This is a genomic window from Aeromonas sp. INTO2, from assembly GCF_049860605.1.
GTDB lineage: Bacteria > Pseudomonadota > Gammaproteobacteria > Enterobacterales > Aeromonadaceae > Aeromonas > Aeromonas caviae.
In genome coordinates this window covers 3,346,692-3,365,000 of sequence record NZ_CP187588.1, presented here as the reverse complement: position 1 = coordinate 3,365,000, position 18,309 = coordinate 3,346,692, and the positions used below count along the sequence as shown (strand labels likewise).

Annotated in this window: 11 protein-coding genes and 2 rRNA genes (1 of these 13 cut by a window edge); 12 read left to right on the top strand and 1 reads right to left on the bottom strand. The window is 51.0% G+C overall.

The features are described 5' to 3' along the window. The 4 genes from ACPW74_RS15840 to ACPW74_RS15825 form a co-directional block, all read left to right on the top strand. Window positions 1–2,211, top strand: a 23S ribosomal RNA gene (locus ACPW74_RS15840); it begins 678 nt to the left of the window's first position. A gap of 121 nt (window positions 2,212–2,332) precedes the next feature. Further along, window positions 2,333–2,447, top strand: a 5S ribosomal RNA gene (gene rrf, locus ACPW74_RS15835). 296 nt (window positions 2,448–2,743) lie between these two features. Further along, window positions 2,744–3,376, top strand: a complete 633-nt coding sequence (locus ACPW74_RS15830; RefSeq protein ID WP_282414637.1) for a LysE family translocator — start codon at window positions 2,744–2,746, stop codon at window positions 3,374–3,376. Window positions 3,377–3,616: 240 nt separating this feature from the next. Further along, window positions 3,617–4,834: a tyrosine-type recombinase/integrase gene (locus tag ACPW74_RS15825; protein WP_319915541.1), complete on the top strand. Its 1,218-nt coding sequence runs from the start codon at window positions 3,617–3,619 to the stop codon at window positions 4,832–4,834. 173 nt (window positions 4,835–5,007) lie between these two features. On the opposite strand, the gene ACPW74_RS15820 is transcribed toward ACPW74_RS15825, so the two are convergent. Continuing rightward, window positions 5,008–6,054, bottom strand: a complete 1,047-nt coding sequence (locus ACPW74_RS15820; RefSeq protein WP_319915542.1) for a hypothetical protein — start codon at window positions 6,052–6,054, stop codon at window positions 5,008–5,010. Between the two features lie 499 nt (window positions 6,055–6,553). Here ACPW74_RS15820 and ACPW74_RS15815 point away from each other — a divergent pair, with 499 nt between their 5' ends. The 8 genes from ACPW74_RS15815 (at window position 6,554) to ACPW74_RS15780 (ending at window position 18,298) form a co-directional block, all read left to right on the top strand. Further along, window positions 6,554–6,757, top strand: coding sequence for a helix-turn-helix transcriptional regulator (locus ACPW74_RS15815; protein WP_319915543.1), 204 nt, complete (start codon window positions 6,554–6,556; stop codon window positions 6,755–6,757). A gap of 360 nt (window positions 6,758–7,117) precedes the next feature. Next, entirely contained in the window at window positions 7,118–8,101 is a 984-nt protein-coding gene (locus ACPW74_RS15810; protein WP_425858327.1) for a YagK/YfjJ domain-containing protein, read from the top strand. Window positions 8,102–8,471: 370 nt separating this feature from the next. Next, window positions 8,472–10,013, top strand: coding sequence for an IS21-like element ISAs29 family transposase (gene istA / locus ACPW74_RS15805; RefSeq protein WP_001274811.1), 1,542 nt, complete (start codon window positions 8,472–8,474; stop codon window positions 10,011–10,013). A gap of 14 nt (window positions 10,014–10,027) precedes the next feature. Next, a complete protein-coding gene (gene istB / locus ACPW74_RS15800) occupies window positions 10,028–10,783 on the top strand; it encodes an IS21-like element ISAs29 family helper ATPase IstB (protein ID WP_000194037.1) in 756 nt (251 codons plus the stop codon). A gap of 518 nt (window positions 10,784–11,301) precedes the next feature. Continuing rightward, window positions 11,302–13,008, top strand: coding sequence for a dynamin family protein (locus tag ACPW74_RS15795; RefSeq protein ID WP_319915686.1), 1,707 nt, complete (start codon window positions 11,302–11,304; stop codon window positions 13,006–13,008). A gap of 13 nt (window positions 13,009–13,021) precedes the next feature. Then, entirely contained in the window at window positions 13,022–15,265 is a 2,244-nt protein-coding gene (locus ACPW74_RS15790) for a dynamin family protein (protein ID WP_319915687.1), read from the top strand. After that, entirely contained in the window at window positions 15,262–17,163 is a 1,902-nt protein-coding gene (locus tag ACPW74_RS15785; RefSeq protein ID WP_319915688.1) for a dynamin family protein, read from the top strand. Before ACPW74_RS15790 ends, ACPW74_RS15785 begins: the two co-directional genes overlap by 4 nt. Window positions 17,164–17,347: 184 nt before the next feature. Next, window positions 17,348–18,298 (top strand): DUF932 domain-containing protein, encoded by a 951-nt coding sequence (locus ACPW74_RS15780; protein WP_319915689.1) that lies wholly within the window; start codon window positions 17,348–17,350, stop codon window positions 18,296–18,298. Window positions 18,299–18,309 lie beyond the last annotated feature (11 nt).

Sequence of the window (18,309 nt, the reverse complement as noted above, 5' to 3'; positions counted from 1 at the left end):
GCCATGGGCAGGTTGAAGGTTGAGTAACATCAACTGGAGGACCGAACCCACTAACGTTGCAAAGTTAGGGGATGACCTGTGGCTGGGGGTGAAAGGCCAATCAAACTCGGAGATAGCTGGTTCTCCCCGAAAGCTATTTAGGTAGCGCCTCGGACGAATACTACTGGGGGTAGAGCACTGTTTGGGCTAGGGGGTCATCCCGACTTACCAACCCCATGCAAACTCCGAATACCAGTAAGTACTATCCGGGAGACACACGGCGGGTGCTAACGTCCGTCGTGAAGAGGGAAACAACCCAGACCGCCGGCTAAGGTCCCAAAGTTCTGGTTAAGTGGGAAACGATGTGGGAAGGCTCAGACAGCTAGGATGTTGGCTTAGAAGCAGCCATCATTTAAAGAAAGCGTAATAGCTCACTAGTCGAGTCGGCCTGCGCGGAAGATGTAACGGGGCTCAAACCAGGCACCGAAGCCGCGGATTCACGCTAAGCGTGAGTGGTAGGGGAGCGTTCTGTAAGTCTGCGAAGGTGTGTCGAGAGGCATGCTGGAGATATCAGAAGTGCGAATGCTGACGTAAGTAACGATAAAGGGGGTGAAAAGCCTCCTCGCCGGAAGACCAAGGGTTCCTGTCCAACGTTAATCGGGGCAGGGTGAGTCGACCCCTAAGGTGAGGCCGAAAGGCGTAATCGATGGGAAGCAGGTTAATATTCCTGCACGACTTGTAATTGCGATGGGGGGACGGAGAAGGCTAGGTGGGCCAGGCGACGGTTGTCCTGGTGAAAGTGCGTAGGTGGTGTTTCTAGGCAAATCCGGAGACACAACACTGAGACACGAGACGAACGCACCACGGTGCGGAAGCCATTGATGCCCTGCTTCCAGGAAAAGCCTCTAAGCTTCAGATTACAAGTCATCGTACCCCAAACCGACACAGGTGGTCGGGTAGAGAATACCAAGGCGCTTGAGAGAACTCGGGTGAAGGAACTAGGCAAAATAGAACCGTAACTTCGGGAGAAGGTTCGCTCTTGATGGTGAAGTCCCTTGCGGATGGAGCTGTCGGGAGTCGCAGTGACCAGATGGCTGGGACTGTTTATCAAAAACACAGCACTCTGCAAACACGAAAGTGGACGTATAGGGTGTGACACCTGCCCGGTGCCGGAAGGTTAATTGATGGGGTTAGCGCAAGCGAAGCTCTTGATCGAAGCCCCGGTAAACGGCGGCCGTAACTATAACGGTCCTAAGGTAGCGAAATTCCTTGTCGGGTAAGTTCCGACCTGCACGAATGGTGTAACCATGGCCATGCTGTCTCCACCCGAGACTCAGTGAAATCGAATTCGCCGTGAAGATGCGGTGTACCCGCGGCTAGACGGAAAGACCCCGTGAACCTTTACTACAGCTTGGCACTGAACATTGAACCTACATGTGTAGGATAGGTGGGAGGCTTTGAAGGCGTGACGCCAGTTGCGCTGGAGCCGTCCTTGAAATACCACCCTTGTATGTTTGATGTTCTAACGCAGGCCCATGAATCTGGGCCGCGGACAGTGCCTGGTGGGTAGTTTGACTGGGGCGGTCTCCTCCCAAAGAGTAACGGAGGAGCACGAAGGTTGGCTAATCCTGGTCGGACATCAGGAGGTTAGTGCAATGGCATAAGCCAGCTTAACTGCGAGACGGACAGGTCGAGCAGGTACGAAAGTAGGTCATAGTGATCCGGTGGTTCTGAATGGAAGGGCCATCGCTCAACGGATAAAAGGTACTCCGGGGATAACAGGCTGATACCGCCCAAGAGTTCATATCGACGGCGGTGTTTGGCACCTCGATGTCGGCTCATCACATCCTGGGGCTGAAGTCGGTCCCAAGGGTATGGCTGTTCGCCATTTAAAGTGGTACGCGAGCTGGGTTCAGAACGTCGTGAGACAGTTCGGTCCCTATCTGCCGTGGGCGTTGGATGATTGAAGGGAGTTGCTCCTAGTACGAGAGGACCGGAGTGAACGAACCTCTGGTGTTCGGGTTGTCACGCCAGTGGCACTGCCCGGTAGCTAAGTTCGGAATCGATAACCGCTGAAAGCATCTAAGCGGGAAGCGAGCCCTGAGATGAGTCATCCCTGACCCCTTGAGGGTCCTAAAGGGCCGTTGGAGACCACAACGTTGATAGGTGGGGTGTGTAAGCGTAGCGATACGTTGAGCTAACCCATACTAATTACCCGTGAGGCTTAACCATACAACACCCAAGAAGTGTTCTGGGCCTTGTAGCGAATGAACGAACTACTCATATTCAGTGGTAATGACAACGCACACTAGCGAAGTCGTTATTCACATCAGCTTTCTGGATTAAGATTTTGCCTGGCGGCAATAGCGCAGTGGAACCACCTGACCCCATGCCGAACTCAGAAGTGAAACGCTGTAGCGCCGATGGTAGTGTGGCATTCGCCATGCGAGAGTAGGACACTGCCAGGCACCCAATAGAAGAAACCCCGCTCAATCGAGTGGGGTTTTTTATTTCCTGTAATTTATTTATTAGATAATAAGTCTGGCTAATGCACAAAATCCAGTTTATTACATCGATAAACATTGCTATTCAGCCAGTATCACTGCCTTTCAAACGGCTCAATCTCTCTTTCTCACCAGGTTGAGCGTCAAGTATCTCCGGCTCAAACGCTATTCCCTTCCTTGATAATCACTATCGCCGGAAACGGGAGTGACAAGTACTTCAGGATCCATAGACTGTTTCTTTCATGTATAAGGAGCTGTCTATGTTGGGGATCCACGATCTGGCGTTGTTTGTCGTTTCTGGCCTGCTGTTGAACATGATGCCTGGGCCTGACTCCCTGCTCATCATGCTGCGCAGCGGCTCCCAGGGATGGCGTGCAGGGTCCATGGCGGCATTGGGTATCGGGACAGGTACCATGGTGCATGTGTTGGCGGCGGCGCTGGGGCTGTCTGCCCTGTTGAGTGCCTCCGCCGAGCTGTTTGCCGTCATCAAGCTGATGGGGGCGCTCTATCTGGTCTATCTCGGCGTGTCCATGCTCTGGCAGAGGAGTTGCACTTCAACGTCTGTGGATGGGGCTGTGGCGCTGCCTGCGCTCTCTTATGGGCGCATCTTCCGGCAGGGGTTGCTCACCAATGTCCTCAATCCCAAGGTGGCGCTCTTTTTTCTCGCTTTTGTGCCCCAGTTCATCGATCCCGCTTCACCGCAAAAGGCGATGGCATTCATCGTGCTGGGCTGCATCTTCAATCTCAACGGCATGATCTGGTGCCATCTGCTGGCGTTTTCCACCGCGTTTGCAAGCCGCAAGGTACGATTGCCCGCCCGGGTGGCCACCTGGCTGAATCGCGTGATGGGGGGGCTGTTCGTGTGTCTGGGTATCAAGTTGGCGGTGGAGTGAGCAGGTAAACTCCGGGCATAGAAAAAGGCGTATCCCATCGCTGGGATACGCCTTCGTCTGCACTGCAGCAGAATGACCGGGATCAGTTCATGCCGTATTATCGCACCACTTGTCTAATGCTGTTTTATGTCGTCCGTGACTTGCTCATATCTAATTGATTTATATCATTTAACCTTCCATTCTTGTCTAAAGTCATCTTAGGGGATATAAGACAGGTGTGGGTTCAAATGTGGGTTCAAAATGGCAATCTCAGATTCAAAACTCAAAGCAATGCTGCGTGGTCACGATGATGATACGCCCAGAAAGGTTGCAGACAGGGATGGGCTATCTGTTCTGTGGAGGAATAGCGGAAAAGTCAGCTTCGTGTACCGCTATCGAATTTTAGGCAAGGCAAAAAACCTAACTCTGGGCTCCTATACCGGCCAAGAGGGGGGGCTGTCGCTTTCCGAAGCAAGGAAAAAGGCGGCGCAATGTCGAGCTTGGTTGGAAGAGGGCAATGATCCCGCCTTGATGACTCGGATCGGGAAGGATGAAAGGCTTAAGCCTGTTACGGTTAAAGATGCACTCGAGTATTGGCTTTGCCATCACGCCGATAAGAAAAGGTCGAACAGTGAGAAGCATCGACAGCAATTTGCGAAGTGGGTCTATCCCCGTATCGGAGATCTTCCCTTGTCAGACTGTGATACTCGTCACTGGTTGAGCGTCTTTGACGAGTACTCGAAGGTAGCACCTGTGGCTAGTGGGTATTGTTTCCAAAACTGTAAGCATGCTCTGAAGTTTTGCCGTGTCCGACAGTTTGCAGTGAGTAATGCGTTGGATGACTTGACCGTCGCTGATGTTGGGCAAAAGGCGAGTAAGCGAGATAGGGTTCTGACGCTAGAAGAACTGCGAACACTATGGGATTGGGCTGAGAAGCTAGGTCTATATTGCTACTACGGAAATTTGGCAAAGATTCTGTTGTCGTTTGGTGCAAGGACTCAAGAAGTTCGGCTATCAGCCCCCGAAGAATGGAATCTAGTCGAAGGTACGTGGACAGTTCCTGCGTCCAACTCAAAAACAGGGAATAAGATCGTGCGGCCAATACCCGATTTTATTCTGCCCACTATCAAGACTCTACTACATGCAGCTGCAGAACAAGCATCCCCGTATCTATTGGGAGAGCTCAAACGTCCCGAAGCAGTAAGCCAGTGGGGAAGGGGGATTTGGAAACGGATCGGGCATAGCACCCCTTGGACATGGCACGATCTCCGAAGGAGTTTGGCGACCCGCCTAAACGAGGCTGGGATTGCCCCTCATGTCGTGGAGCAAATTTTAGGTCATGCTCTACCTGGTGTAATGGCTCACTATGTTCATACGGTTCGGTTACCTGAGCAAAAAATGGCTCTGGAGTTGTGGGGAGGGATCTTGAAACTATCAGAAAAACCGGCAGACAATATTGTGCATCTGCAAGTGGGGTAGGGGAGAAGAGCAACAGCCCTATTCTTCAGATCGATTTGTAGACTGTGTCTATGGAGGTTACACTAGGTGTAACCTCCATTTATTTTTTACCCTGTCTGTATAGCTAGTGTAGTGTGTACAGATATAGTTCTTCAGTGAATAAATAAGAAGATGGCCTATTAGGCCACCTATATTTAGTGTGAATATTGCCGCTGATATTCTTGAACTATCATATCTTCTACAACCTGATAGATCCGGCGGTTTGAATCCTTTGCAATCCTCTTTAGCATTTCTTTCCGCTCTTCGGAAAGTGGAATACTCATAGACTTACGACCTTCTGAGTTTATGCGATTTTTTTGCACAGACCCACTCTTGCTTATCGAGGCCATTAGTATGGTGCGATGTTCTGTCGATAGCAGATCGTAAAGAGTAATCATAGCTTGCTTTGCTTTATTGCTTTTATTTACCCCAGATAAATCAAGCCAAATGGGTGCTGTGAATGCAAGGTAAGTTTTGAATGTATAGTTCCAAGCCCATTCAGCCATCCCCTCGTTCTTTATTAACCAATCCTCCATCTTTGATTTGTTTTTAATTTTGCCCCAAGTATGTGAAAAGTACTCCAATTGTCGTTCTTTTTTTCGTCTAGAAGCTGTCCATAAATCAAAGAAATGAACTATGCATTCCCTCTTCTCTCGGCTACTAGTTACGTGAAGTGGTAACTTAAAATCAAGGTAGACGTATTCATTTTCTCTATGTGGGGGAATGAGCTCTATTACTGATTCAGGTCGCTCACCGTTCGTTCCCTGCTTTTCATCCTTTATGCTCAGTGATTGTTTACATTCTAAGACATCACCCCTATAAATAGATGTCAGAATATAAGACCAAACAAAATTGCATAGACGCTCATTATCCGGATCAATCCAGCTAAAACTGTCCGCACTCAAACAATGTGCGTTGAAAACATCCAACATTAATGTCTTTATTGCATTTTGTTCTTCGAAATCCTTTCTATATAGAGATGAGCCTATTTTTTTTAACTCGTTTACCAATAGCATTCTTTCTCGTCTTTCGTATCTATCAGCAACGACATTATATATAAATGATTCCAGCTTGCTTGCCTTATCTTCAATGCTTACCATTGCCGCGCTTCTACGCGGTCGATCATCTCCATTTAAAAAAACGTGGTAGAGAAAGGTGATTTCTCTTTCTTCCTTTTTGGGATGCCATGTCACTTTTGCCATCTGAACCTCACCATCAACCAAACCTGCGATCTAACCCGTAAGAGTCTCTTAAATGGGCGAACCATATCGTGAGGGAAGGGTGACCTTACCCACTGAAATGAAGATTACTATGTAGATTTTACGATGTGAAGTGGCGATTTTTCGTTGATTTAGGATAGAAAAATAGATTATTTCATGTTGATTTCAGGCTGATTTTATGCTCATGAAAAAACTTGGGTGTCACAACAACCTTGCCTCAGAGAGGTCCAATTCCCTTTTTTTGCGAACCGAGCTCGTTCGACCAAAAGACTGGCCACCCTCCTTGCTCCTGTTATCGGAAAGCCAACCAGATATCTGAGTTCGTGTAGGCTTACAGATACATTGACGTTTTGATGCTGCTATATAGGCTAATTACTGCCTCTGTAAGCCTATTTTACAAGGTGCCTCTGTTGAAATCTGTTTTTTTTTAACTGGCCCGTCCTTCTGATGAAACAACCCACCACGTCATTAGGAGCACACCATGAGCACCACCATCAAAGTCCTGCGCACCAAAGACCTCATCGCCAAGATTGGTATGGCACGGTCAACCATATACGACTGGCTCGATCCGAAGTCACCGCGCCATGACTGCACCTTTCCCAAACCGTTCAAAATTGGCAAATCATCCAATGCTTGGTTTGAACATGACGTTGACCGTTGGCTCATCCTTCGGAGTCAGTCCTGAGTCATTCGCTTTTTAGTCACCATCAGGCTCCTTAACTTCCCATTACCATCTGAGCCACTTTATTGCTGATAGCACAATCGAAATACTTATCTCTTCTTATATATGTTTTTCACTATTAGCCATCCTCTCTGAGGAGTATAGAGTTTAGGTTTATATATTATTTAATACCATTCATTACCATACACACTACGTACGATACGCATTACCATCCAACACCATGGATACCCAAGTATCCTATTGCTACACCCGCATACCACTACACCCGTATACATAACCACATTCCACTATGAGCAACCATACCCGCTATACGCGTGTGACTATCACACAGCGTAGGGGTAGCGCTGCCTAAGCGAGACCATCATGTTTAATACTGTTAGACTCTTAGATATCCTGACCCTGTCACGCAAACTCCAGCATACGACTTTCCCAGTCGTCATCGTGGCATATACCCCTATCCGCGAGTTGCATATAGATACGGAATATTCGAATGGACCATTATCGACTTGCCTCTTTAACGTATTGGATACCGTGTGTGATTATTTCTACTGCCACACCGAGATATCATCAGCCCACCCTACCATCGAGCTATTCCTGACTTATATGCGAGCAGTACCAAGGCTACACCTCGCCAAGATGAGCTCTCTCAATAGCCAGACTGCTCATAGACTGGCAGATGCTATCAATAACGCCTTGGAAGCCTTCCTAAGCGAGTCCAAGACTCAGTCGCACCGTAAGCGTCTCAATAACCTTCGACGCGTTGAGAAACGCAATCAGCGCAGCATAGCGACCTATATCGACAGCCTGTTCGCTCAACATGCAAAGTTATTATTCATTCGCTTGGATATTGGGTATCGCGAAGCCCATTATCACCAATTAACCGTAGATAGCACCAACTATGACCTACGTCAGTACTTGAACGTAATACAGCGACGATTCAAACACCTGAAGGGATATATCTGGAAGATAGAATACGGTGCCGACCGCCGTTTCCATTTCCATCTCACCTTTATCTTCAACGGGGCTGAGCATCAGCAGGATGTCTCACTGGGGCGATTGCTGGGGGAGCAGTGGGAGACCATCACCGATGGGCAGGGGAACTATTACAACTGCAATAGCCGGCGAGTCCAGTATCAGGAATGGGGGACCGATGGGATTGGTATGGTGCATTACGCCGATACCGGCAAACAGGCTCTACTACTGGACGCTCTCGGTTATCTGACCAAGTCCGATGAGCAGATCTTGGCGACCCTCCCAGCAGGTCGCCGCACCTTTGGCCGTATGGAGATCCCGGTAGCCCTCCCTCGTACCGGTAGGCCACGATTATTACTTCGTCAGTATGCATGAGGTTAAGCCGGCGTTAATGGGATGGTCGCCATCGCTGTGTGGTAAACCACCCACAGGTAGCAGGCCGAACTTGGCAAGCCGTGCATTCGTTTTGAACAGCAGTTTGGTATCTGCATCACATTACTGACGCTGGCTTGCACTGTTACTCGTGCATATTCCGGCCGATCATGAACACCAATTCCGATTCAACGTGAACACCATTTCCGGACCAATATGAACGCTCATTCCGGTTCAACCTGAACACTTCGCCCCTCCTTTCCGGAAACAGTGTTCAACATCCCGGAATCACTGTTCACATTCACCGGAATCATCCTTAACGCATTGATTTAAAAACCTTTGATACGCTCTCCCTTTTGCCAGGGAAGAGCCTATGTCTGCCAAGAGGATTGCAATGCGTAAAATTCGTGAAGTACTGCGACTGCGGCTGGAAGCTGACCTCTCTGTTCGCCAAATCAGTATCTGTACCAAGGTCAGTGTCGGCTCCATCCAGAAACTCCTCAAAAGTGCCCAGGCGCTCGGCCTTACCTGGCCCTTACCTACCGAGCTTGATGATGGCCGACTGGCTGCCCTGTTCTATCCGCAGGCCGATACCACCATCTCGGCCCGCCATGTTGTGCCGGATTGGCCCTCTGTCCATCAGGAGCTCAAGCGCAAGGGGGTCTCCAAACAGCTGCTCTGGGAGGAGTACACCCAGCGCTATCCCAATAGCTGTTACAGCTACTCCCAGTTCTGTGACCGTTACAAGTCCTGGTGTCAGTTGCAAAAGCGCTCCATGCGCCAGATCCACAAGGCGGGGGAAAAGCTCTTTATCGACTACTGCGGGCCCACGGTGCCCATCGTGTCGCCGACTACGGGTGAGGTCCGTCAGGCACAAGTCTTTGTCGCCGTGCTCGGTGCGTCCAACTACACCTTTGCCGAGGCCACCTGGTCACAGTCACTGCCGGACTGGCTGCAAAGCCATGTCCGTGCCTTTGAGTTTTTCGGCGGGACACCGGCACTGCTGATCCCCGACAACCTCAAGAGCGGTGTCAGCAAGGCTTGCCGATACGATCCCGAGCTCAACCCCAGCTACCAGCAGTTGGCCGAGCACTATCAGGTGGCGGTGATGCCAGCTCGTCCTTACAAGCCCAAGGACAAGGCCAAGGCAGAGGTGGGTGTGCAGATCGTCGAGCGCTGGATCCTGGCCCGTCTACGCCATCAGACCTTCTTCTCGCTTGCCGAACTCAACCAGTGCATCCGTGCCTTGCTGAACGAACTCAACGAGCGTCCGTTCAAGCAACTGCCCGGTAACCGACGTGACGCATTTGAGCAGTTGGACCGCCCGGCACTGGGACCACTGCCGGTGCATCCCTATCGCTATGTCGCCATCAAAACGGTCAAGGTCAACATCGACTATCACGTCAGCTATGAGCAGCACCATTACTCGGTGCCACACCAGTATGTGGGTCAGCAACTGGAGCTCCATGCAGGCGACACACTGCTTCAGGTCTATCACCAGCAACAGCTGGTCGCGAGCCATCCGCGTAAAACCATCCCGGGGATGAGCACACTCCCTGAGCACATGCCGGAACGTCACAGCAAGCAGCAACGCTGGACCCCAGGGCGTCTTAAACAGTGGGCTGCTGACATCGGACCGAGCACCTTGTGCTGGGTTAGCGAACGGTTGGAAGAGAAAGCCCATGCCGAGCAGGCATACCGACTCTGCCTGGGGCTGCTGAGTCTTAGCCGGGAATATCCGCCATCACGGGTTGAAGCCTGTTGCCAGTTGGCCAACCGGGAAGGTCTGGTGCGACTCAAACAGCTCAAGTCGGTGCTGACCAGTGGCCGCGACCAACTGCCCGCAAGCCCGCTGAGCTACCCAGAGTTACCGCAAGAGCACGAGAACATCCGTGGCCCCCAGAGCTTCCACTAAAGAGGATACGTCCCATGACCCAACAAACGCTGACCCGCTTGAGACACCTGAAACTGACCGGCATGGCGGATGCCGTGCAACAACAACTGGAACAGGCAAGTACCTACGAAGGGCTGCCCTTCATCGAGCGGCTAAGCCTGCTGGTCGAACACGAACAACTGAGCCGGGAGCAGCGTAAACAAGCTCGGCTGGTCAAGCAGGCGAGGCTCAAACTCCAGGCCACGGTGCAAGAGGTGGACTACCAGTCTGCACGCAACCTGGAGCGGTCACAGGTGGCAAACCTGGCCCAAGGAGAGTGGCTGCGCCGGGGCCAGAACCTGCTCATTACCGGCCCCTGTGGCTGCGGAAAAACCTACCTAGCCTGTGCGCTGGGCTACCAAGCCTGTCAGCAGGGGCACAGCACTCGTTACTACCGGCTGCCGCGTCTGCTACTTGAGCTGAGCCAGGCCAAGGTAGATGGCAGTTACGCCAGACTGCTGGGTCAACTGGCAAGGATAGAGCTGCTGATCCTGGATGACTGGGGACTGGAAGCGGTGAATGCCGAGCAGCGCAACGCCCTGCTGGAGATCATGGATGATCGGTACGGGAAATACTCGACGGTCGTGGTCAGTCAGCTGCCAACGGAAGAGTGGTACGCGAGCTTGGGGGACAACACTCTGGCAGATGCGATCCTGGACCGGCTGATGCACAACGCTCACCGGCTGTCACTGAAGGGAGAATCGATGAGAAAGAGGAGAAGTGAGTTGACCCAATCTGAACACTCGAGTTAGAAACGGGGTGACGTGAGCGCGTTAAGGATCAGGGTGTTCACGTTGGCCGGAATGGCTGTTCAACTTCGCCGGAATACGCAACTCGCCCGCCGGAGCCCTCGCTATTGGTAATAGCGACTTACCAATGGTACTGATATGGAAGGGGATTTGGTGTTCCCCTCTTTTTTAGAAGCACCATTCGGTCGTCAAGATTACGGAAACAAGGCCGATAGCAGAAATACTGCCACGGTTCCTTAATAAACAAGGACGTACATATGCCTTTGCCTCCCCCTCCCATGACTTTCAAGTGCACTCGATGCTCTTGGAGTAAAACCACTGCCCCAACCAGTGATGCTCTGCACTCAGGAGACTGGTTTCAAAAATGCCCGCAATGCGGTAGCCCAGATCTACAAATTTCACGAGCAAGGGTACTTGCCGCACTGCTAGCAAAGGCTAGCAGATACATCAACATCTAAGGACTTTCGGTACGAGATCCACCTAGTTCCACGCCAATCATCAGTACGTGAAGGATTACCACCATGCTTGAGAGCCAAAAAGAATTCGCAATTTATTTGAAAAAAATGGAAGGGTTGCTTAACGGCCAAGAATTTTCATTCGATCATTCCTTACTTCAGAAAGTGATGGAAACTGAACTGGTGGTCCCCGTCATAGGGGCCTTCAGTGCAGGTAAGAGCTCGGTGTTAAACGCATTGATAGGTACTGAAATCCTGCCGGTAGGGATTGCCCCGGAAACCGAACTGGCGACAGAGTTAAGGTACTCCAATGAGCCTTATTTATTAGCAATCAAACCCGATGGTACACAGGAGCACCTGCCTGTCGAAGCGCTGAACTCCATCAATTGTCGCTCTAGCGAGTTTTCACACTTACGGCTGTATCTCGATAGTGAAGCGCTGAAAAATATTGCACCACTGGTATTGGTTGACATGCCTGGGTTTGGATCTTCGCTGGAAAACCACAACAAGGCAATTGCTTACTACCTGCCGCGTGGTGTGCACTTTGTGGTGTTAACCAGCATTGAAGATGGCAATATCACGCAGTCAATGCTACGCAAACTTGATGATCTGAAAACCTACAATACCGAGTTCACCTTCCTGTTGAGCAAGTGCAACCTGCGTGCGGCCGATCAGGTGAAAGAAGTACAAGCATATGTTGATGATCAGCTCGGGGTGTATTTCGGAGAGCACTACCGCAGTCTTACCCTCGGCAACCAGATCAGTGACGAACTGAAGAATGCGCTAAGCGCATTGCGGCCAGACACTCTTTTTTCGCACCTGTTCCTCGACATCCTCAAAGACCAAAACTTTGACGTATTGTCGCAGATCAACCTAGCGCTCAGCCTTCTGAAAAGGGACAAGGCCGAAAACGAACAGGCCGCGCACGCACTCGAACAAGCTTTGCAAAAACTGTTAGAACAGCGGAAGGATGTAGAGTCGGACCTAAAGGAGCGCTATTCGAGTAAAATGCTCGATCGCAGTCTGCGCAGTTTGGACAATACCCTTAATGGGTCCTTAGAAGAGCTGGTCACGCTAGGCAACAGCAATAACCCTAGCGTCCTGTCGAACGCTCTTTCCGATATTATCCGTAACAGCTTGGCCAGCACCATCAAATCTGAAGTTCAAGATATCTCCGTCAACATAGTGGACCGGATTGCCAATAACCTGAGTTCCATTAGCAGCCAAATGGCTACACTCGACATCAATGGCAGTTGGAGCGAAGAGCTTTCCAGCAAGGTCAAGTTCTCGTTGGAACGTTCGACTGAAATGTTCAACGACTGGTCCACGCGCCTGAATGCTCGGGCCGAGAATGACGAGAACAAAGGCGCCACACTCTACCGCAGCCTTTCAACCGTGCTAGCCATCACCACCACCGTGGTCAACCCATTGGTTGAACTGGTAATCATCTTTCTGCCAGAAATCCTCAAGATGCTCAATGCCGGCGGCAACCAGCGCGAGAAATTCCGCCAAAAACTTACCGGTGAAATATTCCCCAGCATCAAGGCAGAACTACGTGGAAAGATTCCGGCAATCATCGACGAACAGCTCAGCGCCATGCTGAAGAAGATCGGCGATGGCTTTGAAGAACAGATCGCCAAACAAAAACATGTTGTTGACACCATTGCCAAGGAAAACTTGCAGCGTGAAGCCGAAATTGGCGAAAAAAGCGCGGCACTGGAAAGCCTTGCTGACGCCATAAAAGCCGCTGCAAATGAACACCTGTACAAGTAAGACGGACGACCTCATGAATTACCAAACTCTTGTCGCTTTTAGCGAAAACCTACACGTACTCGCAGAAAGTAATCAGGATCTGTTTGCACGTGAAATTGAGCAGTTCAAACGGACTAACGGCATTGACGAACCGCTGCAGCTCGCGCAAGCATGCCAAGTACTGCAGGACAAGAACCGGTTGATGAATATCGGTATTGTTGGCCGGGTGAAGGCTGGCAAGTCATCTTTGCTCAATGCCTTGATTTTCGATGGCGAGCCAATTCTACCCAAAGCCGCCACGCCCATGACAGCAGCGCTGACCACCATCACTTGGGGGGAAGTGTTCAAGGCCAAGGTCGAGTTCTACAACGAAACGGACATAGCAGCGATAAAATTCAAGTCCGATCAATTTGAACAACGGCTGGCCGTGCGCAGGCACGAGTGCTTGGAGGAACTGGTAAAGCGCCGCAGCCTTCAGGCCAATGGAACGCCCATCGATATGCAGCAACTGACACAGATGGCTGGTAAAAAAGCCTTCAGCGAGTTGCAACGTGAAGAGGGTCTTTTTGCAGCACACGATCAATACCAGCGCATGAAGGATTCCGGCCTCGATCCGACCACGTTGTATTTGCAGAGTGAGATAGAGGCCAGTAACCCGAAAGAGTTAGCTGACAGATTACACAATTACGTAGGTGCCAACGGCACTTTCATGCCATTCACTAAGACCGTGCATGTTGCCATGCCGCTAGATGCACTGCGCGATATCTGCATCATCGATACCCCTGGCATGAACGACCCTGTGCAATCGCGTGAAGAGCGTACCGTCGAACTGTTGAAGACTTGCGACGTGGTATTCATTGTTAGTCCAGCCGGGCAGTTCCTTAATGAACAAGATCTTGAAGTGATGGGCCGTATTACCCAGAAGGAGGGCATCCAGGAACTGGTGCTGGTCGCCAGCCAGATCGATACACAACTGTACGGCAGTGAAAAACGTACGCGCCTGCACGATGCAGTGGAGGCCATCCGCACCCAACTTTCGACACGGGCGCTAAGTACCCTCACAGACCTCAAATTGAGTAGCCCGGAAGTAGGGTCGGTATTTGATAATTTGATCAAAACGGTACATTGCAACCTGCTGCACAGTTCCGGTTTGTGCCACAGCCTAAATCGCCGCTTCGGCATGCCCGACACCTGGGACTCTAACGAGCAGGTGACTTGGGAGAATCTGAGCACAAATTATCCGGATTTCTTTTCACGGGATAACCAAGCGCTGACATTGAACAGTCTGGGCAAGTTGGCCAACATCGATGCGGTCCAAACCTTACTTGCAAAGGTACGTGAGAAAAAAACTGAAATCACCCGCGAGAAAATCAGCAGCTTGCTTCTACGCAAACAGAAGAACCTGGAAGCATTCAAGGCACTGATCATCAATCTTGCGCGTAACCAAATTCTGCAAATCAAAAATGCCAATGTCGAGCAATTGGAGGAACAGCGTGTTTCTCTGGAGTCGAAACGATTGGACCTATCTCTGGAGTTGGATGTCAGTTTCAAGTACATCATGGCTGACTATCGCCAGAAATTGCGTGACAACATGCGCAATAAGTCCGCCCAGCTACTCAGTGACACACAGTCCACTATCCAAGCGGCAGAAGGCACGTACACTGACACCTATATCGTCGATAACGACGGAATTGGCAGTTGGTTGGCTCGGAAACTTTGGGGTGGCGGCAAAACGGAAAAAACGGTCACTCGCGCCAAGATAATCAGTAGTCAGGTCGTGTCCACGATAGAAGAGTTCATGAACGATATTCAGGATGAATTGAGTTCCGCAGTTGAGCATTCTCATCGCGTACTGAATGAAGATCTGGCTCGAACACTCACCCCCAAGATTCGTGAAGTGCTTGAGAAAGATGCCAACCCGCAAATGATCAAGCTTGCGATTATTTCGGTCATCCAAGCTATTCCAGACGACGACTTCGACCTGAGTATCCCCTTGCCTGACAGTCTGAAGAGCAGAGGCACGCTCAAGGGCAACGAAGCCGAGCTGTTCAAAGATGCAGCCGATGACTTTGTCGGTTCATTGGGCAGTAAGGTCAAAAGCAAGATCAGTTCGTTCATTAATGATATTGAGCGCAGAGCACCCGCTACAATTTCCGACTCCTTCGTGAATGAGGTCCAACACCGGATCAATACACTCAAGGATCAGGTCGCCAACGCAGCGCAAACCATCGACAGACTTGAACGCCTGGCACGCAAAACCGAAGAGGTAACACTGTGAGCCTCCCACCACTCATCAATGAACAGGCATTGCCAACACTGGCGTCTCTCTCCCGATTCTGGCAGTTCAAACGCAAGAAACTGGCGGCTGAACTTCAAGGGCATTTGGTTGATGCCCAGCAACAATTGGACAGGTTATTCGGCACCAACCAGCAGTTAGCGACTCAGTGCACGCAGCAGAACGACGAAATTGCGCTTCTGCAATCAAGCAACAAATCACTCGCCGATCAGTTGCAGACTGAAATCGCCAAGTTGACCTCGACCACCCAGACTCTTGAACAGGAAAAAAGCAGGCTGCAAAAAACCATGCTGGCACTGGCACAGACTAAGACCCATATCAGAGATCTCGAACAACGCGAGGTTCAAGCGCTGAAGCAGATAACCGAGCTTGAGGTATTTCTGGAAGATAACCGAAACCAGTTACTGTCCAAGGAGCAGAGCGTCAGTTTGCTAGAAAACTTAGCAGAACAGCTCAAGTCCTCTCACCAGCACCTAGAAGATAGCTATACCAACATAAACAAACAGCACTTGTCACTCACTGAAAAGTTTACTCTGGTGAGCAAGATCCTAGCCCAGCAACCAGCTGCCAATGTGTCACTGGACAAGTTCGCAGAACTGATAAACCACGACTACATGGAGTTCGCCAACCGTGAATCGTCGTTGGCCGATGAAGCACAGGCCGTGCTCGATATGCAGTCGGTCCTCGCCGAGATGCGGATGATTAACAATTTCCCGAGCATTGCTGGCAAGACCATCCTCAGCATTGCCGGCGGTTTCAGCAGCGGTAAGTCGGCGTTCGTCAACAGCTTCATCTGTGATCCGAACGTAAAGCTGGCAACAGGTATCAACCCGGTGACAGTCGTACCCAGCTACGTGGTGTGTTCCGAAGAAACCCAGATCAAGGGCAACTCGTACAATGGTGGATCTCTCGATCTAGAGCCAAACCTGTATGCGTCCATGAGCCATGAATATGTCCAGGCCTTCGGTTTTGACTTACGCCGCATCTTGCCCTTTATCAGCGTCAAGGTGCCGATGAATGAGGATCTGTTTGAAAATCTATGCATTATCGATACGCCAGGCTATAACCCAGGCTCATCTGGTGGGACTGCTGCAGACCGTGGCACGGCAGCCTCGTTGGTCAATCAAGCATCGGCTCTGGTCTGGGTCATCGGCCTTGACCCGGCAGGGACTATTGACCAGTCCGATATCGAATTCATCGAATCTACGCCGTTTCGTGGGGAGTCGCTATATATCGTATTGAACAAGGCTGATGTGAAGTCCCAGACAGATATTCTGCAGATCATGGAGCAAGTTGCCGAGGATCTAAGTTTTGCTGGGATCGATTACGCAGGAATGAGCGCCTACTCATCCATTCGCCAGAAAGACTATCCATCCAGTGGGCTTACCCTCGACCAATTCTTGCGCTCGATCAACCGCAGGGTAGACGTAATCGGGAAGGTAACCCGCAAACTTGATGCTGTTTTTGACGCATACAAAGCGGCCATCGATGCCGATATTGCGCTGTTGGATAACCGTAAGTATGAGTTTGACGCCTTCAAACTTGATGCATTGGAAATAGGTGGAACGGCCCTATTCGACCGCATTGACAAAGCATTCCCGTTATCTGATCAAATGTTTGACACTTCAGAACTGGAAAGACTAGCAAATGAATGCGAAAGCCTTCGCCGAACCCTCAAACTTGCCGCTCAAGATGCTTTAACCACATTCAAAGATGTAAAAGGTATCTACAACGAAACGACTGCGGTTGAAAAAGGAAGAGTTGGCGGTTTTTGGGCCCAGTATGCTAGAGACATCGGCACGATATCGGCACAAATAGCCGGTATCGTTAAACGTATGGGGAGTACGGTCACTGAGGACGCGAATTCAGATAATAAATGAACGTTAGGTGAAGTCGGGGGAAGATCGGTTAGATCTTGTTTTGGAAGAAGGAGACCACCTTCCCCAACGACAGTCGCACAGTTTGGTACTGTGGGTCAGTCTAAAAAAATCTCAGTTATATATCATTGCCATGAACACCTACCGGGGCTGCTTTGTCAGCCCCTTTTTCATTGGAGATTTTTATATGGCTCACCTCATCGACACCATGGCCTATACCGGCCAGACGCCCTGGCACGGCCTCGGCAATCTATTACCCGCACAGCAATCGCTCGATATCTGGCTGCAAGCTGCCGGGATGGACTGGACCATCGAGCAGAGCGACGTGATGTTTAACGTGGCTTCCGATGCCCTACATATCCGTCCCTACAGCGATAGCAAGGTGCTTTATCGCTCCGATACCTTCGCCCCCCTGTCGGTAGTCTCCCAGCGCTATAACGTTGTGCAACCCCACGAAGTGCTGCACTTCTATCAGGATCTAGTGGAAGCCGGTGGCTTTGAATTGGAAACGGCTGGTTCGCTCAAAGGCGGTCGCAAGTTGTGGGCGCTGGCCCGTACCGGCCAGGATATGAAACTCAAGGGTGGGGATGTGGTGAAGTCTTACCTGCTGCTCGCCACCAGTTGCGATGGCACCCTCTGTACCACAGCGCAGTTCACCTCCCTGCGAGTGGTCTGCAATAACACCCTACAGATGGCGCTACGCGACAGCAGCGGGGCGATCAAGGTCCCCCACTCCACCCAGTTCGATGCGGCTACGGTGAAAGAGTCGCTGGGACTCGGCCTCTCCCATTGGGATGAGTTCAAAGCCCAGACCAAGGCATTGGCGCAGCGCCCGGTCGCTCCTGAAGAGGCCCTGCGCTTCTTTAGCGACCTGCTGGCCCAACCGCTGGATGACGAAAACATCATCCTCACTCGTCCTGTGCAGCGCCTGTACGAGCTCTATCAGGGCGCCGGGATGGGGTCTGATTTATCGAGCTCCCGCAATACCGCCTGGGGGCTGGTTAATGCGGTGACCGAGTACGTGGATCACCATCGCCGTGCCCGTAGTCAGGATCACCGGCTCGACTCCGCCTGGTTCGGACAAGGAGCGCAGCTCAAAACCCAGGCATTGAACCGGGCCCTCAATCTGTTGCAGTAATGGCCGTACCC